Below are 25,156 nucleotides of genomic sequence, written 5' to 3' on the forward strand. Positions count from 1 at the left end.
AATGAAATGTAGTGAAGAATCTCATACTTCTCGTTATTAATGAGATTCTTCCTTCGTCAGAATGACACTTTTGAGACAACCTCTTTTTAAACGGGAGCATATTGGTAAACTTCAATTAACAACAAAAAAAATCATCTCAGGACGAGATGATCTACCGTTTTGAATTTACTTGAGTTATTTATGAAGATATGAATGATGTTTTGTTGTAACAAAGATAGGTCAGTTCCGGTTTTTATCAATCAGGGTAATCCCTAAACTTTTATCCGTAAAAATACGGTTGTGTAAACAAAAAAGCCCTGCAGGACATACCTTACAGGACTTTAGTTTATCTAACAATATTCTGTTTATTGTTTAAAGTTCAAGATTTAAAGTTATGATTATCATTCACTTTCACCCTGACTTCCTTTACTAAAGAGGGCTTACCAATTGTAAGAACCATTCTTTAACTTCTCCGTCCAGGTAAGGACCTAGTTTTTCCTCACAGGTCTTATGGTAACCATTCAACCATGCAATTTCACTTTCTGAAAGAATTTCTTTCGCCACTGTATCTTTAAAGAACGGGCAGAAGGTAAGCGTTTCAAATTCATAGAATGTTCCGTGAATTGTTTTTTCGGCTTCTTTTACTGCGATCAGGTTCTCATGACGGATTCCATAGTGCCCTTCAAGATAGTACCCTGGTTCATTTGAACAAACCATTCCCGGAAGAAGGTCCTGAGGGTTCAGGTCTTTTCTGATATTCTGCGGTCCTTCGTGTACGTTCATAAAGCTTCCTACCCCATGTCCTGTTCCGTGGTTGAAATCTTTCCCTTCCATCCATAACGGAAGTCTCGCAATGGCGTCAAGGTGTACTCCTTTTGTTCCTTTCGGGAATTTCACCATCGATAAACGGATTAATCCCTGTAATACCAATGTTGAATTTCTTTTAAACTCTTCAGAAGGTGTTCCTAATGCAAAAGTTCTTGTAATATCTGTAGTTCCCTCAAGGTACTGACCTCCTGAATCTACAAGAATAGTAGCCTCATTGGTCACTTCTTTGCTTCCTTCTTTTTTGGCAGAATAGTGCATGATGGCTCCGTTATCTTTATATCCTATGATAGAACCAAAACTTTCTCCTACAAAGTTTTCTCCTTCTGCACGGAAACCTCTCAGTTTCTGCCCGATAGAATATTCATTCATAGTTTCTTTTCCTGCATTGTGTGTTAACCAATAAAGGAATTTCACCATCGCAACCCCGTCTCTTACCATTACGGTTCTGAAACCCTCCAGCTCAGCCTCATTTTTCTGGGCTTTCATCAGGTTACCGGGAACCGGAGCTTTGATAAACTGGTTTTCGGCTTGTAATGTTGCAAAAATCTGTTGGTTGCTGTTTGGAGAAACCAATACTTTTTCATTCTTGAATGTCTTCAGATAATTGTAGAATTCTTCGTAAGGCATCATTTTTACAAAGGAGTCATCCATTTGTTTTCTTGCCCCCACTTCCATTTTTTCTAATCCCGTGAATAGAACTGCATCGTTTTTAGTAATTACGATATATCCTAAAAATACAGGATTGCTTTCTACATCGCTTCCTCTCAGGTTCAATGTCCATGCTACATCATCCAGACTTGAAATAATATGTACGGTAGCCTCCTGATCTTCCATTTTCTGACGAATTGCAGAAAGTTTATCAGATACCGATTTACCGGCTCTTTCTACCGGATGTACAAAGATTGGGTTGGCAGATGGAGTTCCTCTTTCTTTCCAAACTTCGGTTAAAAGCGGAGAATCTACCAGCGTACTATTTTTTGAATTAAATTTTTGAGTAAGCAGTTCCCAGTTGGCATTAGAAGCTGCTAAAGCATTTACCGCCACTTTACCACCGGCAGGGATTTCTGAAATAATCCAGTCGATATAATTAGGAGTACCTTCCATACCGTCCTTGAAAAGATCGATTCCTGAACCATCCAGCTCAATAGCCGCTTGTGTAAAGTATCTTCCGTCTGTCCAAAGTCCAGCTTTGTCTTTGGTAACTACCACAAAACCGGCAGAACCTAAGAAACCTGACAACCAAGCTCTCTCCTGCCATTGTTCAGGAAGATATTCGCTCATATGCGGGTCTGCAGAATATACTATAAATGCATCAACATTATTTTTCTGCATTTCTTCACGAAGCGCAGCAACTTTTTCCTTTGAAGTCATTCTTTTTCTTTTTTAAACACCGAAAGTTACGAAAAATTTGATGTTGGCAGATTAAATATATTCCCTATTTTCCTTAATAATCTGTTCTTTTTTAAAGAAATCCTTTTACAAGGAAAATATAATTTATTTTTTGTTTTTATTTTAAACAACCTCAATTATGCAACTATAAATTTCACCAAAGTTTTTATTGTATTTTCTTATTTTAAAATAGAAAGCTTTAGTTTTTAAAAAATATTTTTGAGATATTATCCGCTATAGTATAGGTTTCAACTCCCGTAAGGTTGGTCAGCAGAATAACTGTTAAATTATCATCCGGATATATATTTACAGAGGCACGCCCCCCTCCAAAAGCTGAAACAGCAAAATGAGTTTCTCTCCGGATAACCGGCCAACCTAATGCATATGCATTTAATAATCCTCCAAAACCGTCATAACTTCCATTATTTAGAGCTACAGGCATCCACATTTTTCTGATATTTTCCTGATCCTGCAAAAATTGACCATCCTGTAATGCAATAATCCATTGAGCAATATCATCAGCGGTCGTAAAAACACCTGCATCAGTTCTGAAACTTGTAGGAAAATCCTCATATAGTTCTTTGAGCTTATTTCCTTTGATATGATTACCTGTTGCTTTATCCAATCTATAAAAACTATAAGTGGGAGCTTTATTTTTCATTACATCATATGAGTTTCCATATTTTGTATTATTCATTTTGGCAATTTTAAATTGACCATTTTCGACCCACTCTTCGAAAGGAAGTTTTCCTATTTTTTCAATAATCTTCTGTAAGACAAGATAATTAGTCGCATTATAGTTGAATTTCTCTCCCGGATCAGACAATAGTGGTAAAGTCTGAACTTTCACCCATGCAGAATCCTGTCCTTTGTCACTAATTAAACCACCTCCATTTTCTGATTCTATATCCGGTAAACCTGAAGTATGGCTTAGTAATTGTCTGATGGTAATTCTCCCCCAGTTTTCCGGTATATGATCCAAATAAACAGAAATGGGTTTTTCAATTTCAAGATCGTTCTTTTCCACCAATTGCATAATGGTAACAGCAGTAAATATTTTAGCAATAGAATTGATAGAAAATTTTGTATTATTCGTAACGGGAACTGAAAATTCAATATTGGCTATCCCCAAAGGTTTCGAAAATAAAATTTTGTTATTTTTAATAATAGCAATCTGCAAACCGGGAATTCCTTCTTTTTTCATTTCTTTTGCAAGATACTCCAGTACCTTTTTTTTATGATTTTGTCCAAAAAAGGAGGTTGTTGTAAGAAATAACACACTTATAATGAATAAGATATTTTTCATTGAAATAGTTTTCCGAAAGTTAAAAACATTTCGGTTTACCAATCAAAAAATACGCATTTTTTAAAACATTAAAATCACAAACATATTTCATAAAACAAACCATTTTACAGTATAAAAAGCTACCACATTATCAAAATAATAAATTTTTGGAAAGATTATTGCTACATTTTATTTCATGAAACAGCAAAACTACAATAACCACAGAAAATTTTATCCGCCACATCATTTTATCTACCTTCCTTTGCTCATCATATTGGAGATGCTAGGAATTTATAAAATCTGGGCTGATCCGGAAAATCAATTGATATGGATCCTGTTTTCTATCGTTATTTTTTTGCTTTTTTATCTGGCATTTATGACACGGCAGCATTATGCTCTGGGGCTCCAAAACCGTATGGTGATCCTGGAGTTTAAACAGCGTTATTTCGAGATTTTCAATAAAAGATCTGATGAGGTTGCTGAAAAACTGAAATTCGATCAGATTGCTGCATTGAGATTTACCTATGATGATGAATTCAAAGAGCTTTTATACAGGGCTCTTCATGAAAACATATCAGGAGACGAAATTAAAAGATCTATTAAAAACTGGAGAGCTGATCGGCTGAGAATTTAACCAACACACTCAAACAAATATATACCTATGAAAAAATTAAGCTTATACAGTATTACGATATTATGCTTGTTGATGTTAACAAGCTGTGAGGCAGTAGAAACAATTTTTAAAGCAGGAATGTGGTGGGGAATCATCCTAGTCTGTGCGATAGTAGTGATTCTTTTACTGATATTTTCGAGGGGTAAAAACTCCTAACCATGCTTTATGGAGAAGAATACAGATCTGGAGATCATTTCTCACCTGAAGCCTTCAAAAATTGTTAAAATCATGAAGGATCCGGAAGCTTCTGCAAAGGCGGTACATCTTGTATATACCACCGATGCGGAAACCACCGGAATTATCCGTAAGAAAACAGGAAAAAAATATTCCTATTATAAAGAAGGAAAAAAAATAAGTAATAAGGAGGAAATTACAAGAATCAATAAGCTGGTGATTCCGCCTGCCTGGGAAAATGTATGGATCTGTGCCTTAGAAAACGGACATCTGCAGGCAACAGGTTTTGATGCCAAGCAAAGGAAGCAATACCGTTACCATCCTCTTTGGAACGCTTTAAGAAATCATACGAAATTTTACAGAATGCTTCAGTTCGGATATGCATTACCAGACATCCGGCTGCAAGTAGAACAGGATCTTGCTGCGCGAAATTTTGAAAAGCGGAAAATTCTGGCTTTAATTGTAAGCCTTATGCAGAGAACCAACATCCGTATCGGCAATGCCATTTATGAAAAACTATATGGTTCTTTTGGCCTGACGACTTTGAAAGGTAAGCATGTGAAGGTGAATGGACAGAAAATCACTTTTTCTTTTAAAGGGAAAAAAGGGATTATGCATCGTATTGATCTTCGGAGTAAAAGATTGTCAAGACTCGTTCAGAAGTGTAAAGATATTCCGGGGAAAGAACTTTTCCAGTATTTTGATGATGAAGGAAATCTACACTCAATAGATTCCGGGATGGTGAATGATTATATTAAAGAGCTTAGTGGTGAAGATTTTACCGCTAAGGATTTCAGAACCTGGTCCGGAACGGTAAGCGCTCTGATTGCTTTTAAAGAAATAGGATATGCAGAAAATGACAGCCAATATAAAAAAAAGGTAAAAGAAGCTCTTGATATTGTTGCTGAACATTTGGGAAACACAACAGCTGTATGCAGAAAATACTACGTTCACCCTTTAGTCATCAATCTTTACGAAAATAATACCATCAAAAAATATCTTGATGAACTGGAAGTCATTGAAAAAAATGACGGGAAAACCGATCTGACCCGAGAGGAAAAACTGGTTCTGAAAATTCTGGAAAACGAGAGAATGTAGGAATCCCAATCAATAGTGAATGGTAAATTAGCTTCGCAGTGAATTTTTTATTCTGTACTTCATCAACCCATTGACTATTTACTGCGCAGCAAAATTGACCATTGACATTTAATTATATTATTTTATATCAAACCGAAATCCTACTGTTGTTCAAAAACTGAACCCTGTATTCCTTCGGGGTAATCCCTGCAATTTTTTTGAAAAGCTGCGTAAAATGGGAGGCCGTATGAAAATTCAGCTCATAGGCTATCTCCGCGATATCTTTACTGGAATGAAGTAATGCCTTGCTGTAATTAATATCAATTTCATTGATCCACTGTTTGGGTGACTTCTGAGTTACGCCTTTTACACATTTATTCAGATAACTTTCTGTCACAGAGAGTTTATCAGCATAAAATGCCACCCGTTTTTCCACCACGTGATACTTAAACAAAAGATCCCGAAACTGAAGAGATAATTCCATAGGACGTGTCGCAGATTTATGATGGGTATCAGAATCTGTACTCAAAATCTTGATTAAAATAAGATGAAGCATAGTCACTACCACATCATTGACATTGAGGTTATTCAACCATAATTCCTGCTCCATAATCGGGAGAAGCTGTGTAATGGTACCATACGTGAGACTGTCGAGATTCAGAAAAGGGGTCATGAAAAAAATACTGCTTTTATGTTTAGGCAGTTCCTGTTCAGAAAGAATATTATTTTCATAGGCAAGGAAGAAACCTTCGATATCGTCGGATAATTCGACTGTTGCTGTAATGGTGCCTTGTTTTATAAAGATAACCCCTCCTTTCTCTGCATGATATTCTTTATTTTCAAGATATTGTCTGATATGACCGTTGGTAACGAAAATAATAAAATTAAACGTTGTACGGTACGGAATCACCGGCATTAGAATCCCTTTAAGATAGTTTTCTATCCGATACAGCTGCAGATCAGCATTGTTGGCTAATATCTTGTCCGTGATATTCGGTAGAAAAAGCTTTTTATATTGAAAATTGGATAGAACTTCCATATCCTTGTTATGATTATTTAAAGTTATACAAAATATTTTTAAGAATCAATACTGAATCGGCTGAGAAGAGCGAAAAAGCAAAATTGCAAAAGAGTACCCCCATCCCGCCCTTACCTCTCAACCCCTCTCATCCTTTTACCCTCTCAATCTCTCACTTAGAATTTATAGTACACTCCTACTCTTACTCCAAAAGGACTTCCCGGTGTGTAGGTAAGGTCTGTGATAGGTTCTGCTTCTCCTTTTAATTGGGTTTCCGTCGCAAATTGGGCTTCATTCCACTGTACATTGAAAAGGTTGTTGACCTGAATATTGGCTCCCCACTTCTGACGGTTGTAAGAAAGCATAAGGTCGTTCACAAAGTAAGCTTTGGTTCTGATACTGTTATCTTCCACTGCTGGTCTTGCACCAAGATACCGGTACTGAAGTCCTAAAGAAAAACCATTCAGGAAATCCCAGTTTACAGATCCTGTACTGGTTACAACAGGCGCCAGCGGAACATAATCCTGACCTTTTTCTTCTTCTATAAATCTGGCATGGGAATAATTGATATCAGCATTCAGATAAAAGTTTTCTAATGGCTGGAAACGAACGCCAAGATCTGCTCCGAAACGTCTCGATTTTCCGGAAGGTTCTACCACAGCATCATCCCCAACGTATACAAACTCCTGTTGAAGATCCATATACCATAAAGCTGGCGTAATGATCAACGATTTGAAAGGGTGCAGCCTTACCCCAAAATCTGCTCCAATGGAATAAGGAAGAGTATTTTCGTTTTTATTAGGAACCACTACTCTCAGGTCATTGGAGTGAAAGCCCATCCCTGTTTTCAGAAACCACATCACGTTATCATTCTGGGCATAAGAGAAATTCAGTTTTGGACTCACTCTTGTAGCTTCTTTGGATTGTCCGGATGGCAATTGCTCCACATCCAAAAGATTATGCATATTAAAGATAAAATGATCTACTCTCAAAGCCGGATTGATGGTCCATTTTCCGGTTTTCCAGATCAAACCTGAATAGGCATGAAGATTGGTTTCCGTTCCTGTCACGTCTGATAACCTGTCAAGCAGCAGATCTCTGTGGTACACATGGTTCAGCTGTAAAGTAGTAATATCATCATTTCTTAATCCTATTCCTGAAGTCCAGTTCAAAGAGCTGTTGGGAAGGGAAAAAGTCTTTGTATATTTTACTTCGGCTCCGTAAATATTTCTTCCGTCGGTCTGCTGAATTTCATCGCCATGATCTTTATCTTTTAAATTAAAGGTAAAATCAGAATACAGATTGAAATTATATTTTGAATAAAAAGCCATAGCATCGATCTGTTCGGATTGAGAAATGATATGTTTAAAATTCATCTGCAGGTTTGTTCTGGATGTTTTTCCACCTTCTGTAGGGTCTATACTTCCCCATCTTCCGATGATTCCTTCATCTACCGCACGTTCCGGAATCTGCCCGGAAGCATTCCACGAAGAATTGAATGTTGAAAACTGGATATTAAAATAGTCTTTATCGGTAAGCCATTGATTGTATTTTCCAAAGATATTGACTCTGTTGAAATTCTGCTTTACATCGAAAGGCCCGTCTGTATAGTTGTATTCTGCTGCTATATAGGCATTTTTTCTCCCGAGATCATCATGCAGAATATTGAACATCCCCAACACTCTTTTTGAATTAAAAGATCCCCCTTCCAGTTTGATCATACTGTTTTTCAAGCCATTGTACGTCTGAAAATCTACATATCCTGCCGTATTAAAATCTCCCCGATCCATATAATAAGCTCCTTTTCCGAAATCAATATTATTAACGGTTTCAGGAATGACAAAGTGTAAGTCTGAGTATCCCTGACCATGGGCATGAGAAACAATATTTACCGGCATTCCGTCTACATTCACACTTACATCGGTACCGTGATCGGCATCAAATCCTCTTAAAAAAAGCTGTTCAGCCTTTCCTCCCCCGGCATGCTGTGCAATAAACAACCCGGGAACTTTTCTCAACAGATCCTGTGCAGAGCTTACCGGAAACTTGTTCAGATCTACTTTGGTAATGGCTGATAAAAAAGAACTGTGATTGATGGCTACTTCAGAAATCTGAAACGGCTTATGCTGTAAAAAAAGAACTTTACTTTTATCTTCATCATTGGCTACCATCCATTTTACCTCATCATATCCCTGACGACTGATCACGAGAGTATCAGGAAGCGATTTTACAGGAATGGCAAATGTGCCGTCAGTTCCTGTGTGGGTATGGCTGTTTCCGTGGTCATATTTTACTAAAACATCCGCGATTGGAAATTTGTCATCGGCATCTTTTATCAGCAGTTGTTTTTCTGCTTCCTGCGCCATCATTTTTCCACTGAATACCATGACTAGAAATGCTGCGGCTATTTTTGTTATTTTCATTTTTTGTTTTGTTAAATTAGAAATTAGAGGAGAGATAATAGATGGAGAGATGAGAAACAGGAGACACCTGATCTTGGATGTGAATGGTCAATTTTGCTTCGCAAGTGAATACAATTATTGTGGAAATTTAAAATTTGAACCTTGAACTTCATACCTTAAACAGTCTTCCACTCTCTCATTCTCAAACCTTCCGATTCTCCAACCTATTAAAAACCTTAGTTTTTTGCTTTAAGAAATACCTTCTGAATTAAAAGAGTAATCCATGTTCCGGCTACGAATGGGAATGTAAATACTCCGCCAACGATATCCAGACAGTGATTGTCTATTAAAAGATCATCAATGGCAATAGTTAAAAGAACAGCAATAAGCACCCATAAGCCATCTGTTTTTTTAACTCCTGAGAATGCGATTGCCGAAAGCACTGCATTAAAACCAAATAACCCCATGTGGATTTCTTTAACAGGTTCTCCATTCAATTGTGATAATCCCGCCCCAAGAATAGAGGCTGCCAATCCGTATAAAGCAGCTATTGGAGAACTGATAAAAACAGCAAGAAAGAAAATCATTCCTGAAAGTATACCACCTTGAAATATGACTTCACCAAAACCATTGGTACAAGAGAGCAAATCGTCATATTGAGTAGGAGTCACTTCACTGCTCAGCATTACAGATGGTGGAATATGAGTAAAATGATGAAGTGTAAATACCAACACCCATGTAATGATGATAAAAGGAAAAGTGAAGACCGGAATTTTCTTTTGAATAAAAAAATGTTGAATAACAGCAGCTAATGCTCCCCCCAGTATAATAAGAACCCAGATCAATAATGTGGTTTCGAATAGAAAAGATAATGCTACTCCTACAAGGGCTGCACTGAAACCATACAACCCGGCATTGATTTCAGATTTATTGTATCTAAGCTTCATCGCAGTGAAGGTTCCGGCTGCCGTTGAAAGCAATACTCCCACCCCACACTGCCAGCTCCCCATAAAGATGCCTATCAGAAACAAAAGCCCTGTCCATCTGTTTTCCTGAAGCATAATCTGCCCGATTCCTTTTAAAATAGTATCTAAAAAAGGGATTTTTTTGAAAAATTCGTTCATAGTTTTTTTAATTGTATTAATGATTGTAGATATTGAGATAAAAGACGTAAAGATGAGAGATAAGAGACATTTTAGGCTTAACTATCAAGATTCAGTTTTGCTTCGCAAAGGAATGGTGAATTATTGATCATCAAGGAAAGATGTAATAACCTTGAGTCTTCAACGCTGTCACTCCCACTCTCAAACCCAAAACTCTCAACCGGCATCACTTTACCATCCAAGAAAGACCATCCCAACTCCGCAAACCGTTACCACCGCTCCGCTTACCACACCCATATATCTTTCCAGTTTTTCAGTATTGAATAAGGTGGAATAACCATAGCGTCCCAGAAGTACCATTCCGAGCATTGTTAAAACTGTTGTTATGGTGAAAGAAGTCACCAGTACTGCAATTTCAGACATTGAATGTTTCACTCCTGAATAGAATAATAAAGGAATCAGAGGTTCACTCGGTCCCATTACGAAAATCATGAAAAGTACAAGCGGAGTCACTTTTATTCTTTTCTGAGGCATTACTACTTCAGTATGATTATGCTCATATACATAAACATCATCACCCATCACATCAAAATGCTTATGAGGTTTGTTCCTGATCGCCTGAATGAGACCATATATCAAATAAATTCCCCCAAAGATCAGCAATGCCCATCCTGAGAAATTCCCTCTGATATCCTGAAACCAGGAGATCTTATTCAGCTGCCATCCAAGGAAAACTCCTATAAAACCTAAGATCAGAGAACTGAAAACATGCCCAAATCCGCAGACCACTGTTAATATGGCTGTTTTCATTCCGCTCCACTTTTTTGATTTTGAGAGTACGATGAATGGCAGATAATGATCCGGCCCTGAAGCGGTATGTATAAAACTTATTGAAATGGCACTCAAAAGAAGCGCCCAAAGTGTACTGTCCATTTTTTTATTTAATTTTTTTACCAGGGAGCCTTGTCAAGGTTTAAACCTTGACAAGGCTCCCTTTTTATTCTAAAGACCAAAGAATTTCCTGAATATGCAGGAAGAAGTTGTACATCATTTCACCTCCATGTCCTAAAGCTCTTACTACAAAACCGTTGTCTTCCATGGCAGAAACTCCTACTTCCATTTCTTCATGATGTTGTGCTGCAGCCTCAACAATCTCTTCAATCAAGCCATTCTTCTCTACATTTTCCTTTGTGCTGTAGAAAATTAGGGTTCCCTGATGGGTGTACTGTTCCAGATTTCCAATACTGCTGATCGGGATCATATCAGGCTGAATCAGAACATTATCTTTCACGACGAGTTTGTTGTTATGATAGATTTCCATTACATTCTGGAAACGTTTTAATTTAAAAACTTCTCCATAATGTTTTCGCCCGCAGGTAATAATCTCACTGATGATGATCTGACTGTTTTTCCCGATGTGAATATTTGCTTTACTCTTAAAGTTAGAGTCTTCATGCGGAACAATAGGATGAGGAACGTAGGCAAAAGAAGTTTCATCCTCCATCCTTACATTAAGCTCCTGAAGTGCCTTATCCTTCATGTTGAAAAGCCTCTGATACGATTGTGACTGCAGCTGAAGTGCAGATCCTTTTTCAAGGGCAACGTCCAGATGATAGTGGTCTCCATCCAGAATTCCCGGAGAGGAGCTCATCACCATCTGATAGAGCTTTTTGTCACTTTTTCGCTGTCCTACAGAAACTACTCTGAAAGGCAGCGAGACATAAAGATCTTTCACATAGGATTCTCCTCCCTTGAATCCTGCAATAATACTTAAACGACTATCCATCTATCTTACTAAGTTCGGTTCTTCAATTTCTTCTAAAAGAGCATATTTTTTGATCCATCCGATTACCTTATCCAGTCCTTCATCTGTTTTAAGGTTTGTGAACACAAAAGGATTTCCTTTTCTCATTCTTCTGGCATCATTTTCCATCACTTCAAGACTGGCTCCTACATGCGGGGCAAGGTCAATTTTATTGATGATCAATAAGTCTGATCTTGTAATACCGGGACCTCCTTTTCTAGGGATTTTTTCTCCTTCTGCAACATCGATGATGAAGATGGTAACGTCTGCAAGGTCCGGACTGAAGGTCGCTGAAAGGTTATCCCCTCCACTCTCAATAAGAACCAGTTCGATGTCCGGGAAACGTGCTGCAAGCTCATCTACCGCTTCAAGGTTCATACTTGCATCTTCACGGATGGCAGTGTGAGGGCAGCCCCCCGTTTCTACTCCAATAATTCTGTCATGAGGAAGAAGACTGTTTTTCGCCATAAATTCAGCATCTTCTTTGGTATAAATATCATTCGTAATCACTCCAAGATCATATTTCCCGAATAATTTTCTGCTTAGACGTTCCAATAAGGCTGTTTTTCCTGAACCTACCGGTCCTGCAACTCCTACTTTTATATATTTTCTATTTTCCATTGTATTTAAATTTTACTTTATTCTTTTAGCGCGATAGGCGCTGATTTTTTTATCAATTGAGAATATTATAAGGGGTGCAAAGGCATTTCATTCAGCTAAGAAACATCCCATTCATTGGGTCCTAAGTTTCTTCATTTTCTTAGCTTTTCCAGTCTTCCTTTATCATTTTGCCTTTCCTCCCTTTTATCTTTTTACTTTTGCTTTACGACATATAAAGTCTTGAATACAGCCTCTCATGCTGCATACACCTTATATCAAAAGCCGTATTACAAAGCCCCACCATATCTCTGTCCAGTTCTATAGTTTCTACAACTGTTTTTTCCATGACAGGATATAGGGAAAACAAGATATCCTGCCCGTCCAGCTGGCCAAGAGGGACCAATTTTACGGCATTGGTGATCATTCCTGCAACGGAGGTATAATAAAATCCCAGAAGTGCTTCGTACAAAGGGATCTTCATTAAATAAGCATACACCCCAAAAACAATACAGTAATGAGAATTGGCTTCTTTATGCTGAACTGCTTTTTCAAAAGCCTCCATCAAAGGGGAACTTTCTTTTCTTTTGAAGATCTTGATCAGCCTGAGGCCTAATTTCTGGCTGGCCTGACGGATTTCTTTCGGACATTTTATCGCATTACATTCGTTATCTAAATCCAACAGTTGTTGCAGATCACCATTTTCTGCAGCTTGATAAGCCATTTTTACAAAAGCTCCGTCATTGAATTTAAGATTGTACTCCAGCATATTCTGAACAAATTCTTTTGCTGTTGCCAGATTATGCACGATTCTTTCCTGTACATAGGTTTCCAGTCCGTTGGAGTGGCTGTAGCCCCCTATGGGAAGCGTAGGGTCAGAGAGATGAAGGAGTCCTGACAGAAAGGTTATGTTCATATTATTCATCTTTCGGAGCGGCCATTTTTAAGATTTTTGTAAAGATTGTAGAGCCAAGGCTTCCGTGTCCGTGAGGTTCTACGTTAGATTTAAGAAGATTCAGCAGTTTTACGGATTGTTTTTCCGGTTTGAAACCGCTTGCTTCCAGCCATCTGAACATGGGCATTTCAAAAGGAAGCAATACTTTATCCTCCTGAATAAAAAGCGGAATATGTTTGTTTCCTATTTCATAGCACACGGTACCCATTTCCAACAATGAAGCAGGTGACATCACAATAGCTTCTGTTTCCAGCACATTGACCGCGATTATTTTTTCGGCATCCTCAAAAAGAATATCTCCTTCACGCAAACGCTGGCCTTCTCTAAGAAACTTGATGGCAACATCAGTTCCTTGTCTGGTTTTTTTGCGCTGGATTCTTTTGGTGGTTTCAAACCATTCCAGATCAAGATAATCTATGGTTTTCCCTATAGGATTTTCGGTTAGATTGCCTATGATTTGATTAATTATCATTTTTGGATTTTTTTCTGAAGTCTAAGTTTTTGGAAATACCCACTCCGAATGTTGAACCACTGATTCCTGCTATATAACTTTTCGTCCAACCCTCTTCTTTTGTCTTGGTCTGAAGCATTGAAAGTTCAGCAAATTTGAATTTCAGAGCCCAGCCTCCGCCTAATAAAATTCCGATCAGAGGATAGGCACGAAGACGAAACCCGTTAAAATTCTGCATAGCATCAGCCGCCGTTGACAGCTGTTGTCCCCAAACATAATGGGCATCCACCTGTCCAATCAATACAAAGTATTTCCCTAGCATTAATGAGGGGCTGTACCAGATACCGGCTTCATTTTGTTTATAGACTACATTGTGATCAACCGTATTCTGTGAGTATGCATAATTGACTCCGATAAGATCATTATTGTTGATAAAGTACCCCACTCCCAGCGGTGCACTCGAAACGGTACTGCTGCTGCTTGACGGTGTTGTGATTTTAGAATAGTCTAAAGAACCGTACACCATAAACTGTCCTTTGGGGCCTTCTTCATCACTTTTCAGTCTGTGTCCTCCTAAAAACTGAGCGCTTACATTTCCTGAAAGCATAGATATTCCGGCTATGGCAAAAGAAAAAACTGTTTTATTTAAATATTTCATTCTAAGCTTAGTTCTATAATTGTTTTACATTCTATTGGGATAAACTTTAAATAAACAGAGTGTCTGAAAATCTCAATTATTTGACTTTTGTCATTCTGACGAAGGAAGAATCTCATTGATAATGCTCGGAGATTCTTCACTACATTTCATTTCATTCAGAATGATACTTTCAGACACCCTGCTTTAAGATTTATCTTAGAATAAGAAATACAACTGTGTTAAAGGAAGTGTTTCTGCCGGCTCACAAGTGATATATTCACCGTCTACCGTTACTTTATAGTTTTCAGCATTCACTTCAATTAAAGGAGTCTTATCATTATGAATAAGATCTGCTTTTGAAATATTTCTACAGTTTTTCACGGGAAGAATCATTTTCTCCAATTTGTAAGAAGCAATTGTTCCGTTATCGATAGAGATCTGTGAAACGAAGTTGGCACAAATACCAAACTTGGCTTTTCCGTGAGCTCCGAACATATTTCTGTAAATAATCGGCTGAGGCGTTGGAATAGACGCATTCGGATCTCCCATTTTAGCAGCGATTACAAATCCCCCTTTAACAATCATTTCCGGTTTTGCTCCAAATAATGCAGGCTTCCAGATCACCAAATCTGCTAATTTTCCTTCCTCAATGGATCCTACATATTCTGAAATACCGTGAGCAATGGCTGGGTTAATGGTATATTTAGCTACATATCTTTTAGCGCGGTAATTATCGTTTTCTGCATTCTGATCTTCTTCCAAAGCTCCTCTCTGCTCCTTCATTTTGCTTGCCGTCTGCCATGTTCTTGTGATCACTTCTCCAGGTCTTCCCATTGCCTGAGAGTCTGAACTCATGATGCTGAAAACTCCCATGTCATGAAGAATATCTTCTGCTGCAATGGTTTCAGGACGGATACGTGAGTCTGCAAACGCTACATCTTCAGGGATATTTTTGCTCAAGTGATGGCATACCATCAGCATATCTAAGTGCTCATCGATTGTATTGACCGTGTAAGGACGTGTAGGGTTTGTAGAAGCCGGCAATACGTTTGGATACATGGCAGCTTTAATGATATCCGGTGCGTGGCCTCCTCCTGCTCCTTCCGTGTGGAAAGTGTGGATTACTCTTCCGTTAATCGCTCTCATAGTATCTTCAAGAAATCCTCCTTCATTCAAAGTATCAGTGTGGATGGCAACCTGAACGTCATATTTATCAGCTACTTTTAGGGCAGCATCAATGGTTGCAGGAGTTGCTCCCCAGTCTTCATGGATTTTTACTCCTAAAGCCCCTGCTTCCACCTGTTCTTCAATAGGCTCTTCTGCTGAGCAGTTTCCTTTTCCAAAGAAACCAAGGTTCATCGGATATTCTTCTGCTGCCTCAAGCATTTTCTGCATATTGAATTTTCCCGGCGTAACAGTTGTAGCATTGGTTCCGTCATTAGGGCCTGTACCGCCACCGATCATTGTTGTAATTCCGCTGTACAGGGATGTTTCGATCTGCTGAGGGCAGATATAGTGAATGTGGGTATCAATACCTCCGGCAGTTACAATATATCCTTTTCCACCGTGAACTTCAGTTGAAGCTCCAATGATCATATTGGGACTTACCCCATCCATCGTATCAGGATTCCCTGCTTTTCCGATCCCTACAATCTTTCCGTCTTTGATTCCGATATCACCTTTTACAATTCCCCAGTGGTCAATGATTACTGCTCCTGTGATACAAAGATCCAAAACACCTTCGTCTCTTTTAGCCGTCACATTCTGGCCCATGCCGTCACGTACGGTTTTCCCTCCTCCGAAAACAGCTTCGTCTCCGTAATGGGTGAAGTCTTTTTCAATTTCAATGATTATTTCAGTGTCGCCCAGTCTGATTTTGTCTCCGGCTGTTGGACCTAATATATTGGCATATTGTTTTCTGTCTACGTGTAAGCTCATCTTAGTAATTTTTAAAGTTTAACTCTTCAACTTTTGCAAGGCTTGCTTTTTTCTGCTCTTCAGAATCTACCTGTCCATCAACAAGGTTGTTGAAGCCCATCGCTTTTTTGGTTCCTCCTATTTCTACCAATTCCACTTCTTTTTCTTCCCCCGGTTCGAAACGTACTGCAGTACTTGCTACAATATTCAGTCTCTTTCCGAAAGCTTTTTCGCGATCAAAGCTCATGGCTTTATTGACTTCGAAAAAATGGAAGTGTGAACCTACCTGAATAGGACGGTCTCCTGTATTGGTTACTTTTATTTTTACAGTTTCTCTGCCTTCATTGCAGATAATTGTACCTTCTTTTACAAAAATTTCTCCTGGTATCATCATCAATAGTATTAGCGGATTGGATTATGTACGGTTACCAGCTTAGTCCCATCCGGGAAAGTGGCTTCAATCTGAACGTCATGGATCATTTCTGAAACGCCGGGCATCACATCATCTTTGGTAAGAAGATGAGCGCCTTCCTGCATCAGTTCAGCTACTTTTTTTCCATCTCTTGCTCCTTCCAGCAAAAAGTGACTGATGAGTGCTATTGATTCCGGGTAGTTTAATTTAAGGCCTCTTGCCTTTCTTTTTAGAGCGAGTTCGCCTGCCAGAAATAGCATAAGCTTCTCCGTTTCTCTCGGTGTTAAGTGCATAATATTTTTATTTAAAATTGGACAAACACGATCCTGTTCACCTTTCTGTAAGGCAAATAGAAATGTTCAAAAATGTAAAATGGGGAATGACTATTACGGATCTGTATTTACATGAATACAAACCATAACAGATCATTAAAATCTTAAAAAAGGGATTAGCAGCCTGCTATCTGCAGGGAATGATACAGGATGTATCTTGGTGCTGTAAAATAAATACGGTTTTGAACAGCCGCAACCTGTGTATTATAAGTATAGCCTGCAAAGAAATAGTGTAACCACTGCTGGGCAAGTACTGAGTAATCAAATTTCACTTTCTCCCAGTCATTGGAATCCTGTACATCCTGAGCGTCTGTGAAACTATACATTTCAGGCTGAGTCTGCTGATCGGATTTCTGTTGAAGGAGATGTATTTTTGAAAGGAGATCAGGATAGGATTGAGTTTTCCCTTTATGTGCAAAAAGACCTGCACACAAAGCTGAGAAAAATAAGACAAAAGAGAAAAATAAGACTCTTTTTTTCATACCTGATTAATAATGGTGTAAAATTAGAACAATCTTAAAACTCCGGCTATCAAAAAAATCGTTTAAAATGTTCAAAATCGCAACAAATGCAATTTTATACATTTTTAACATTTCGCCATAAATCCTTTATTTACAATACTTAATCATCATTTATGAACTATGACAAATATTTTGTTGTTTCTATTCTTATGATTAAGATCGTTCACTTCATTCACTTCTTCTATTTAAAATATCGAATAAATACATCTTCTATTATCAATAGCAGATGTTAAAAAACCACTATTTATTAATGATTATTCAATAATAAAGTTTATTCCATAAAATCAGGTGGTATTTTTTTCTTTCCTTATAATTATCGTAAATTTGTATACACATCTTATTTAATTTAATAAAATAATAAAACGTAATATGTCAAAAGCAATTTCGCAAGTACCATTAGCGGTAAACGAGCCGGTAAATTCATATGAACCGGGATCTCCAGAAGTTAAGAGCCTTATCGACACTTATAAAAAAATGTGGGCTGAAAAGGTAGAAATCCCAATGATTATCAATGGAAAAGAAGTAAAAACGGATACCAAAGTACAGCTTCAGTCTCCACAGGATCATGCTCATGACTTCGGATTTTACTACCAAGGTGGTATGCAGCACGTGGATGACGCTATCAATGCGGCATTGGCAGCTAAAAACGATTGGAATGAACTAGGCTGGGAACAGCGTGCAGCAATTTTCTTAAAGGCAGCTGATCTTTTGGCTGGACCTTACAGAGATGTGATCAACGCTGCAACGATGATCGGACAGTCTAAAAATGTACACCAGGCTGAAATTGACGCTGCTTGTGAGTTCATCGACTTCTTAAGATTCAACGTAGAATTCATGACAGAAATGTATTCGGAACAACCAGTTTCTGACAATGGAATCTGGAACCGTGTTGAGTACAGACCATTAGAAGGATTTTGTTTTGCAGTAACTCCGTTCAACTTTACAGCAATTTCCGGAAACCTTCCGACTTGTATGGCAATGTTAGGAAACGTAGTCGTTTGGAAGCCTTCTGACAAGCAGGTATATTCTGCAAAAGTAATCATGGATGTATTGACAGAAGCAGGTCTTCCTGCAGGGGTTATCAACATGATCTTTACAGATGGAAAAGAAACTGCTGAAAAAGTATTGGCACATCGTGATTTCGCAGGTCTTCACTTTACAGGATCTACAAAAGTATTCCAGGGAATGTGGAAAATGATCGGTGACAATATCCATAACTACAGAACGTATCCAAGAATCGTTGGAGAAACTGGTGGGAAGGACTTTGTTATTGCTCACCCTTCTGCTAACGTAGAAGCTGTAGCTACTGCATTGGTAAGAGGTTCTTTCGAATACCAGGGACAAAAATGTTCTGCGGCTTCAAGAGCTTATGTACCTAAGTCTCTTTGGGCTGATGTGAAAAAAGTAATGGAAGCTCAGATGAGCACAATCAAAGTAGGTTCTCCGGAAGATACTTCTAACTTCGTAAACGCAGTAATCGACAAAAATTCTTTCGAAAAATGTAAAGGATATATCGACAGAGCTAATGCTTCAGGTGAAGCTACTGTAGCGATCGGAGGAAAAGTTGATGATTCTAAAGGATGGTTTGTACACCCTACAGTAATCGAAACGACAAATCCTCACTACGAAAGTATGGTAGAAGAGATCTTCGGCCCAATCTTATCGATCTACGTATATGAAGATCAGGACTGGAAAGAAACGCTGAAGCTTGTAGATTCTACTTCTCCTTATTCATTAACGGGTTCTGTATTTTCTCAAGACCGTTATGCTATCAATGAGGCTTATAAAGCGTTAGAAAATGCGTCAGGTAACTTCTACATCAACGATAAGCCAACAGGTGCTGTAGTAGGACAACAGCCTTTCGGTGGTGGTAGAGCTTCAGGTACAAATGATAAAGCAGGTTCTAAAATGAATCTTCTAAGATGGACGTCTGTAAGAAGCGTAAAAGAAACATTCGTTTCTCCAAAAAACTACAAATATCCATACCTAGGATAATAAACGATAAATGATCATTGACAAATGATGTAACAGCCTCGGAATTTCGGTTTCGGGGCTTTTTTGTAGAATGAGGTGCAGGATTGAAGGTTTAATTTAAGATTTCTGGTAGTCAGAAAGGCTCTTTACCTTAATACCCTCTAACCCTCAAACTCTTCCACTCCTACCTAACATCTTTTAACAAACTTTACCGATATTTTACGATTTCCCATACCCTATTAGGAATAATTGTTGATTTTTAATCACTACACACCCCAAAATAAAATAATATGAAAAAGTTATTGCTAACAGCCGTTGTGGGGATATTCGCAATGAGCTGTGGAACCAAAGAATCGACAATGTCATCGAGCAGCCGTGATTCAGCGACGGTAGATAATGCACGAAAAAACGCATCACCTGCCACCACTGATACTCTGACTACAAAGAAGACGAATCCTGACAGTATCAAGATGAAAAAAGATTCTACGGTGACATCACCCGTTAAATAGTATTACTATACGTTCAATTTAAAATAGAAAATCTGCAGATGAAAGCGCTGCAGATTTTTTTATTGTGAAAATAGAAAGATAAAGAGTTCAGTGAACTTGTCATTATTAAGTTTTAAGTTTTGGCTAAAGTCGATGGATAGGTGTTGTTTTTTAAGGTGGCCGGGCTAAAGCCCACCCCTATTGAATTTTGATAATAAAATCTTTTAATTTTTTAATTAAATGATTATATTTGATTAACATCAACATTAAAACAGTATTACAATGAAAAAAATATGGATAGGAGCGGTTCTTGGACTTCTTTTCTTAGGAAGTTGTGCTCAAAACAAAGAAAAAAGAGAGGAATATAAAGATGCTCACAACAAAGATTCTTTAAGAAATAAAATGGGTGATTCTGCTGTGGCCAATTCAATCCCTTCGCCGGCAGCCTCTGATACTTCAAAAACAAAAACCGACAGTACAAAAGGTAAATAAAATCACAAATCCACAGACTTCTGTGGATTTGCACTTAAAAAAACTTGACTGAAAAAAAACCGGGCAATCAACCCCGATTATGAGATATGGTTAATATTCTGATCCAGAATATTTCGTTAAAAGTTAAAAATGGGAATTGAAGTTTATGTTACCAATCTTTTATTTCAGAAGATGTAATATCCTTTCAAAAATAAAAGAGTTAAACCGTTGTAGTATTTGTATTCATCCCTTAAAGCTGGCGCAAAGATATGATAGCAAGGCTTTCCTATAAAACAATAGGTTGTTCATTTTCGCGAAAATGGTAAGATAGAATTAAAAAAACTATTTCTTTTTAATCATTTTCGGGAAAATGAACATTTTTATCTGATTGATTTTCAGCATCAATATATTTAATATAAGCAGATGGAGAATGGTCAGTAACAGCTTTGAAGACTGCGGCAAATTTGCTGTGTGAAGAGAAGCCGCATTCATCAGCAAGGATACTTATTTTATACTGTCTGTACTTTTCATCATTAATCATTTTGTCTACAATATAGTTGATCCTTAAGCGGTTGATATACGTTTTAAAATCAGCACTTTTATGCTGATTAATGACATAAGACAGATATTTTGTATTGGTATTCAGCTCGCCTGCAAGAAAAGACAGGGACATTCCTTTATTGTTATACAGGTTTCCTTTTTCAAATTCTTCCAGCAATTCGAGCAGTTTTGATTCTGTTTCAGAGGTCATCAATGAATCATTACGTTTTCGGTCTGTTTCAGAATCTTTTTCATCAATTTCTTCCACGGATATATTGGAAAACTCAGAACCACCGGATTGTTTTAAAGGTTGACCGTTCCTTTTACTGATCATATTCAACTGAGTCCTTATGATGTTTCTAAGTTTTGAACGCTGTTTTTTCTGCTGCGTTCTGAAGAAAATAAGTAAGCCAACCAACGATATAAACAGGACAATAATAGCCGCATTCTTCACCAAATTCATCTGCCCGTTCTTTTTATTAATCTTCCCTTTGGAAATTTCAGGACCTTTCATGGTGAAACTTTGGTTGCGGGCAGCAATGCTGTCATACATCCTTACATATTTTACCGCATATAAAGAAGCTTTGAAATTATCCCCCGTTCCTTCATAGTAATCATTAATATTAGAATATACTGCTTTCTTAAGCTTAAGGCTTCTGGATGTCTCTGCAATTTTTTCAGCTTTTTTAAGGTATAATTCGGCATCCTTCCAGTTTTTCTGTTTCAAACGGATACCTCCCAGTCCATTATAGACCAATCCCAGTGTGCAGCTGCCCTCTTTAAGCAATCCTTCGGCTTTTCTATAATAATTTTCTGAAACGGAATATTCATTAAGTTTAAAATAAACATCGCCCAACACCTGATAAGAAGCCGCTGCCGTTCTATCCTCATAACGGCTGTCTATTTTTTCAAAATATTTCAGGGATGACTCAATGTATCGTATTGCATTTGAATAATTGCCCAATTCCATTTCATAGAAGGCCATTTCCTGATTCAATAATCCTGCTGCCTCATTACTTTTCTGAAAATCGGAGATCTTACCCGATGCCTCCAGCCCTTTTACAATGTATTTTTTGGACCTTTCGTATAACCCTACCTGTCTATATTGCCTGGCAAGTAATCGGGTTACCACAGCCATCCATTCGGGATCATTAACCTGATTGATGACAGAATGGGCATTTTCACTATAGCATATTGCTTTTTTAAGCTCACCTGCATGATGATAAAGTTCTGAAGAAAGAACAAGGCATCTTATTTTCTCTGAAGGCGTTTGTGCCGACAAATAAAGAGAATCTGCAGTTTTGATCGCTTTGGGTAAATCTTTATAAGCTGTAACAGAAAAGGTTCTTTCACAGATAAGATCAAAGTTATTTTTTTTCTGAGCGAATATGGGGACCGCTGTTGCCAGCAAAAACAAAAATTTCAGAAGATTTTTAGACATAAAAAAACAAATTATTATTTTTATTTTATAATAATTCATCATTACTTTCACAGGGAGTGTCTTTTTGTTTTTTACAAAACTAGTGATATTTTATTTTTTATTAAAATATAATATTGAAATTTAATCATTTAACCAAAATAGCATTTTACATTAATTTTAATAATTATACTAAAACAATAGATGATTATCTTTCATATAAGCTGATGTCTGATTTAAAACTAAGGTTCCTCTATAATTATTTTCAATATGGACGGCTTATGTGTCATCATATTTATTACATTTGCAGGGAATAAAAAGTTTTTATGAAAAAAATAGCTATACTTTCCTCCATATTTATAGGAGCCCTTGTATGGGCGCAGGGAATTAAATTTGAAGAGGGCAAATTTGCCACTATCCTTGCCAAAGCAAAAAAAGAAAAAAAGCTGGTCTTTATAGATGCATATGCCTCGTGGTGTGGACCTTGTAAACTGATGGTAAAAAACATTTTCCCACTTCAGGCTGTAGGTGATTATTATAATTCTCACTTTATCAATGCTAAAATTGATATGGAAAAAGGAGAAGGAATTGAACTGGCAAAAAAATACAATGTAAAAGCATTCCCTACTTACCTGTTCATTGATGGAAATGGTGAAGCTGTACACAGAACGCTAGGATATGTTGAAGAGAAAGACTTTATCCAGTTTGCGAAGGATGCTGAAGATCCTAACAAAAGACTGACTTCTTTGAAGCAGCAATTTGAGAAGGGAGAAAAAGATCCTGAGTTTCTAAAGAATCTTGCAGGTCTTACCATGTATAATGATGCTGAATTTGCCGGTAAGGTACTTAACCGTTATTTTCAACAGAAAGCCAGCTTAGACCAGGAAGATATTCAAATGCTTCTTTCGGGAGTTCAGACCACAGACAGCCCATTGTACAAGATTTTCCAGGATAAAAAAACAGATATCGTTAAATTTTTTCCGGAAGATAAGTATGAAAAGTTTGACAAAAATATCAAACTGAATACTGTTTCCAAAAAAGCATATAACGCGGATGCCAAAACGTGGAACGACAGCTATTTTATGGCTGAAACCCAAAAATTTCTGAGCAAAGAAGAGGCGGACAAGATCTTAAAAAGGATGAAAGCCAACAGAGCTTTAAAGAATAAAGATATTCCTGAGTATGAAAAATTAATTCTCGATCTTTACAAAGATTATTCTGCAGCAGGTTCTGAAGAGTTGAATTCTCTTGCATGGAACTTCTTTGAAAATGTGAGCAATAAAACGTCTCTTGAGAAAGCAATCAGCTGGGCACAGGAATCTGTGAAGAAAGACCAGAACTTTGCCAATACAGATACTTTAGCTAATCTTTACAATAAGGTTGGAGATAAGAAAAATGCAAAAATGTGGGCTGAAAAGTCTATTGAGCTTGCAAAGAGTACCGGACAGGATTCTTCTGATACAGAAAAATTATTGAAAAGTCTTTAATAAGTAATACATCATAGAAAACCCCGCAGAACTGAAGTTCTGCGGGGTTTTTATTGTGTTATAGAACCACCCCGTCAAAAATTCTTAGAATTTTTGCCACCCCTCCAGAGGAGGGGAATTTTCACGTCTCCAGTTGTGGTATCAGTGAAAACCAGAGGGCTCTTTTACCTATTAATATTCAAAAAGGACACTTCCCCACGTAAATCCGCTTCCGAAAGCTGAAAGAAGTACAAGGTCTCCTCTTTTGATTTTCCCTTGCTCAATCGCTTCACTTAAAGCAATCGGAATAGAGGCAGCCGTTGTATTTCCATATTTCTGGATGTTATTAAAGATTTTATCATCCGGTAATCCAAATTTTTGCTGAACAAACTGAGCAATCCTCAGATTGGCCTGATGCGGGATAAACATGTCAAGATCTTCAACGGTTTTTCCAGCTTTATTCAGGGCTTCCATCATCGTTTCCGGAAATCTTGTTACAGCGTGTTTGAAAACGAAGTTTCCATTCATAATAGGATACACTTCTTTATTGGTAACATTCTCAGGTTCCTTTCTCATCCTGTCACTCCATCCGAACTTAGAACCCGGAAACTGTGTGCACAATTCATCTGCATATTTCCCTTCAGAATGCATATTGACTGCTAATATATCTCCCGCTTTTTCATCTTCTGCAGCAGAAAGTATTACTGCTCCTGCCCCATCTCCAAAGATTACAGAAACCCCTCTTCCTTCATCAGAAAAATCCAATCCAAAAGAATGAACTTCTGCTCCTACAACAAGAATATTCTTATACATTCCCGATTTAATAAAAGCATTGGCAACGCTCATAGAATATACAAACCCCGAACATTGATTTCTTACATCTAAAGCTCCGATGGTATCACATCCCAGCATATCCTGAAGCAATACTCCACATCCAGGAAAATAATAATCCGGAGAAAGTGTTGCAAAAACAATATAATCAATATCTTTCGCAGTCAGACCCGCTTTTTCAAGGGCTTTTTCAGAAGCTTTAAATCCTAGATAAGCAGCCGTTTCCTGAGAATCATTTCTATTCTTACGATGCCTTCTTTCTTTAATTCCTGTCCTTTCCGTAATCCATTCATCATTAGTAGTCATTAATTCTGCCAGATCATCATTGGTAACAACATTATCTGGAACATAAAATCCCACACCTTTTATTGTACTTTTAATCATATAGTTTTTTAATTTTGGCAAAGATAAAACT

At 37.6% G+C, this 25,156-nt stretch carries 23 protein-coding genes; 6 read left to right on the top strand and 17 right to left on the bottom strand.

What is annotated here, in order from left to right; translation table 11 throughout:
• Positions 1-408: 408 nt before the first annotated feature.
• Positions 409-2,178 (bottom strand): aminopeptidase P family protein, encoded by a 1,770-nt coding sequence (locus tag AC07UM_RS18295; RefSeq protein WP_494681488.1) that lies wholly within the window; start codon positions 2,176-2,178, stop codon positions 409-411.
• 217 nt (positions 2,179-2,395) lie between these two features.
• The gene (locus AC07UM_RS18300; protein ID WP_494681489.1) at positions 2,396-3,502 is read right to left on the bottom strand and encodes a serine hydrolase domain-containing protein; all 1,107 of its coding nucleotides are present in this window, start codon (positions 3,500-3,502) and stop codon (positions 2,396-2,398) included.
• A 175-nt stretch (positions 3,503-3,677) separates the two neighbouring features.
• Here AC07UM_RS18300 and AC07UM_RS18305 point away from each other — a divergent pair, with 175 nt between their 5' ends.
• Both AC07UM_RS18305 and AC07UM_RS18310 read left to right on the top strand, forming a co-directional pair.
• Positions 3,678-4,115 (top strand): DUF6526 family protein, encoded by a 438-nt coding sequence (locus tag AC07UM_RS18305; RefSeq protein WP_494681490.1) that lies wholly within the window; start codon positions 3,678-3,680, stop codon positions 4,113-4,115.
• A gap of 204 nt (positions 4,116-4,319) precedes the next feature.
• Positions 4,320-5,426: a DNA topoisomerase IB gene (locus AC07UM_RS18310; protein ID WP_494681491.1), complete on the top strand. Its 1,107-nt coding sequence runs from the start codon at positions 4,320-4,322 to the stop codon at positions 5,424-5,426.
• 127 nt (positions 5,427-5,553) lie between these two features.
• On the opposite strand, the gene AC07UM_RS18315 is transcribed toward AC07UM_RS18310, so the two are convergent.
• The 13 genes from AC07UM_RS18315 to AC07UM_RS18375 form a co-directional block, all read right to left on the bottom strand.
• Positions 5,554-6,444: a helix-turn-helix domain-containing protein gene (locus tag AC07UM_RS18315; protein ID WP_494681492.1), complete on the bottom strand. Its 891-nt coding sequence runs from the start codon at positions 6,442-6,444 to the stop codon at positions 5,554-5,556.
• 155 nt (positions 6,445-6,599) lie between these two features.
• Positions 6,600-8,846, bottom strand: coding sequence for a TonB-dependent receptor (locus tag AC07UM_RS18320; protein ID WP_494681493.1), 2,247 nt, complete (start codon positions 8,844-8,846; stop codon positions 6,600-6,602).
• Between the two features lie 215 nt (positions 8,847-9,061).
• Positions 9,062-9,949 (bottom strand): urea transporter, encoded by an 888-nt coding sequence (locus AC07UM_RS18325; protein WP_494681494.1) that lies wholly within the window; start codon positions 9,947-9,949, stop codon positions 9,062-9,064.
• A gap of 210 nt (positions 9,950-10,159) precedes the next feature.
• Positions 10,160-10,861, bottom strand: coding sequence for a hypothetical protein (locus tag AC07UM_RS18330; protein ID WP_494681495.1), 702 nt, complete (start codon positions 10,859-10,861; stop codon positions 10,160-10,162).
• A gap of 64 nt (positions 10,862-10,925) precedes the next feature.
• Entirely contained in the window at positions 10,926-11,714 is a 789-nt protein-coding gene (locus tag AC07UM_RS18335) for an urease accessory protein UreD (RefSeq protein ID WP_494681496.1), read from the bottom strand.
• Positions 11,715-12,353, bottom strand: coding sequence for an urease accessory protein UreG (gene ureG / locus AC07UM_RS18340; RefSeq protein WP_103290289.1), 639 nt, complete (start codon positions 12,351-12,353; stop codon positions 11,715-11,717). It abuts the gene before it with no gap.
• Between the two features lie 202 nt (positions 12,354-12,555).
• The gene (locus AC07UM_RS18345) at positions 12,556-13,245 is read right to left on the bottom strand and encodes an urease accessory protein UreF (RefSeq protein ID WP_494681497.1); all 690 of its coding nucleotides are present in this window, start codon (positions 13,243-13,245) and stop codon (positions 12,556-12,558) included.
• Position 13,246: 1 nt separating this feature from the next.
• Positions 13,247-13,756: an urease accessory protein UreE gene (gene ureE, locus AC07UM_RS18350; protein WP_494681498.1), complete on the bottom strand. Its 510-nt coding sequence runs from the start codon at positions 13,754-13,756 to the stop codon at positions 13,247-13,249.
• Positions 13,746-14,393, bottom strand: coding sequence for a hypothetical protein (locus AC07UM_RS18355; protein ID WP_494681499.1), 648 nt, complete (start codon positions 14,391-14,393; stop codon positions 13,746-13,748). Before AC07UM_RS18355 ends, ureE begins: the two co-directional genes overlap by 11 nt.
• 195 nt (positions 14,394-14,588) lie before the next feature.
• Entirely contained in the window at positions 14,589-16,310 is a 1,722-nt protein-coding gene (gene ureC, locus AC07UM_RS18360; RefSeq protein WP_494681500.1) for an urease subunit alpha, read from the bottom strand.
• 1 nt (position 16,311) lies between these two features.
• Positions 16,312-16,680, bottom strand: a complete 369-nt coding sequence (gene ureB, locus AC07UM_RS18365; RefSeq protein WP_131435166.1) for an urease subunit beta — start codon at positions 16,678-16,680, stop codon at positions 16,312-16,314.
• 11 nt (positions 16,681-16,691) lie between these two features.
• On the bottom strand, positions 16,692-16,994 hold the full coding sequence (gene ureA / locus AC07UM_RS18370) for an urease subunit gamma (protein ID WP_103232561.1): 303 nt from the start codon (positions 16,992-16,994) through the stop codon (positions 16,692-16,694).
• A gap of 155 nt (positions 16,995-17,149) precedes the next feature.
• Positions 17,150-17,515, bottom strand: a complete 366-nt coding sequence (locus AC07UM_RS18375; RefSeq protein ID WP_124533729.1) for a hypothetical protein — start codon at positions 17,513-17,515, stop codon at positions 17,150-17,152.
• 408 nt (positions 17,516-17,923) lie between these two features.
• Between AC07UM_RS18375 and pruA the strand changes: the two genes are divergently transcribed.
• From pruA to AC07UM_RS18390, 3 genes are all read left to right on the top strand, one after another.
• A complete protein-coding gene (pruA, locus tag AC07UM_RS18380; RefSeq protein ID WP_494681501.1) occupies positions 17,924-19,549 on the top strand; it encodes an L-glutamate gamma-semialdehyde dehydrogenase in 1,626 nt (541 codons plus the stop codon).
• A 281-nt stretch (positions 19,550-19,830) separates the two neighbouring features.
• Positions 19,831-20,037: a cytochrome C551 gene (locus AC07UM_RS18385; RefSeq protein WP_494681502.1), complete on the top strand. Its 207-nt coding sequence runs from the start codon at positions 19,831-19,833 to the stop codon at positions 20,035-20,037.
• 261 nt (positions 20,038-20,298) lie between these two features.
• Positions 20,299-20,508, top strand: coding sequence for a hypothetical protein (locus AC07UM_RS18390; RefSeq protein WP_494681503.1), 210 nt, complete (start codon positions 20,299-20,301; stop codon positions 20,506-20,508).
• A gap of 331 nt (positions 20,509-20,839) precedes the next feature.
• On the opposite strand, the gene AC07UM_RS18395 is transcribed toward AC07UM_RS18390, so the two are convergent.
• The gene (locus AC07UM_RS18395; protein ID WP_494681504.1) at positions 20,840-22,468 is read right to left on the bottom strand and encodes a helix-turn-helix domain-containing protein; all 1,629 of its coding nucleotides are present in this window, start codon (positions 22,466-22,468) and stop codon (positions 20,840-20,842) included.
• A gap of 302 nt (positions 22,469-22,770) precedes the next feature.
• Here AC07UM_RS18395 and AC07UM_RS18400 point away from each other — a divergent pair, with 302 nt between their 5' ends.
• The gene (locus AC07UM_RS18400; protein WP_494681505.1) at positions 22,771-23,931 is read left to right on the top strand and encodes a thioredoxin family protein; all 1,161 of its coding nucleotides are present in this window, start codon (positions 22,771-22,773) and stop codon (positions 23,929-23,931) included.
• Positions 23,932-24,102: 171 nt separating this feature from the next.
• Here AC07UM_RS18400 and AC07UM_RS18405 read toward each other — a convergent pair whose 3' ends face one another.
• Positions 24,103-25,125, bottom strand: coding sequence for a 3-oxoacyl-ACP synthase III family protein (locus tag AC07UM_RS18405; RefSeq protein WP_124533739.1), 1,023 nt, complete (start codon positions 25,123-25,125; stop codon positions 24,103-24,105).
• Positions 25,126-25,156 lie beyond the last annotated feature (31 nt).

This window comes from Chryseobacterium sp. GW821-FHT04C04 (genome assembly GCF_059420365.1).

Coding starts and splice junctions, on each gene's coding strand:
- AC07UM_RS18295 (WP_494681488.1), bottom strand. CDS start 2,178: ATGACTTCAAAGGAAAAAGTTGCTGCGCTTCGTGAAGAAATGCAGAAA.
- AC07UM_RS18300 (WP_494681489.1), bottom strand. CDS start 3,502: ATGAAAAATATCTTATTCATTATAAGTGTGTTATTTCTTACAACAACC.
- AC07UM_RS18305 (WP_494681490.1), top strand. CDS start 3,678: ATGAAACAGCAAAACTACAATAACCACAGAAAATTTTATCCGCCACAT.
- AC07UM_RS18310 (WP_494681491.1), top strand. CDS start 4,320: ATGGAGAAGAATACAGATCTGGAGATCATTTCTCACCTGAAGCCTTCA.
- AC07UM_RS18315 (WP_494681492.1), bottom strand. CDS start 6,444: ATGGAAGTTCTATCCAATTTTCAATATAAAAAGCTTTTTCTACCGAAT.
- AC07UM_RS18320 (WP_494681493.1), bottom strand. CDS start 8,846: ATGAAAATAACAAAAATAGCCGCAGCATTTCTAGTCATGGTATTCAGT.
- AC07UM_RS18325 (WP_494681494.1), bottom strand. CDS start 9,949: ATGAACGAATTTTTCAAAAAAATCCCTTTTTTAGATACTATTTTAAAA.
- AC07UM_RS18330 (WP_494681495.1), bottom strand. CDS start 10,861: ATGGACAGTACACTTTGGGCGCTTCTTTTGAGTGCCATTTCAATAAGT.
- AC07UM_RS18335 (WP_494681496.1), bottom strand. CDS start 11,714: ATGGATAGTCGTTTAAGTATTATTGCAGGATTCAAGGGAGGAGAATCC.
- ureG (WP_103290289.1), bottom strand. CDS start 12,353: ATGGAAAATAGAAAATATATAAAAGTAGGAGTTGCAGGACCGGTAGGT.
- AC07UM_RS18345 (WP_494681497.1), bottom strand. CDS start 13,245: ATGAACATAACCTTTCTGTCAGGACTCCTTCATCTCTCTGACCCTACG.
- ureE (WP_494681498.1), bottom strand. CDS start 13,756: ATGATAATTAATCAAATCATAGGCAATCTAACCGAAAATCCTATAGGG.
- AC07UM_RS18355 (WP_494681499.1), bottom strand. CDS start 14,393: ATGAAATATTTAAATAAAACAGTTTTTTCTTTTGCCATAGCCGGAATA.
- ureC (WP_494681500.1), bottom strand. CDS start 16,310: ATGAGCTTACACGTAGACAGAAAACAATATGCCAATATATTAGGTCCA.
- ureB (WP_131435166.1), bottom strand. CDS start 16,680: ATGATACCAGGAGAAATTTTTGTAAAAGAAGGTACAATTATCTGCAAT.
- ureA (WP_103232561.1), bottom strand. CDS start 16,994: ATGCACTTAACACCGAGAGAAACGGAGAAGCTTATGCTATTTCTGGCA.
- AC07UM_RS18375 (WP_124533729.1), bottom strand. CDS start 17,515: ATGAAAAAAAGAGTCTTATTTTTCTCTTTTGTCTTATTTTTCTCAGCT.
- pruA (WP_494681501.1), top strand. CDS start 17,924: ATGTCAAAAGCAATTTCGCAAGTACCATTAGCGGTAAACGAGCCGGTA.
- AC07UM_RS18390 (WP_494681503.1), top strand. CDS start 20,299: ATGAAAAAAATATGGATAGGAGCGGTTCTTGGACTTCTTTTCTTAGGA.
- AC07UM_RS18395 (WP_494681504.1), bottom strand. CDS start 22,468: ATGTCTAAAAATCTTCTGAAATTTTTGTTTTTGCTGGCAACAGCGGTC.
- AC07UM_RS18400 (WP_494681505.1), top strand. CDS start 22,771: ATGAAAAAAATAGCTATACTTTCCTCCATATTTATAGGAGCCCTTGTA.
- AC07UM_RS18405 (WP_124533739.1), bottom strand. CDS start 25,125: ATGATTAAAAGTACAATAAAAGGTGTGGGATTTTATGTTCCAGATAAT.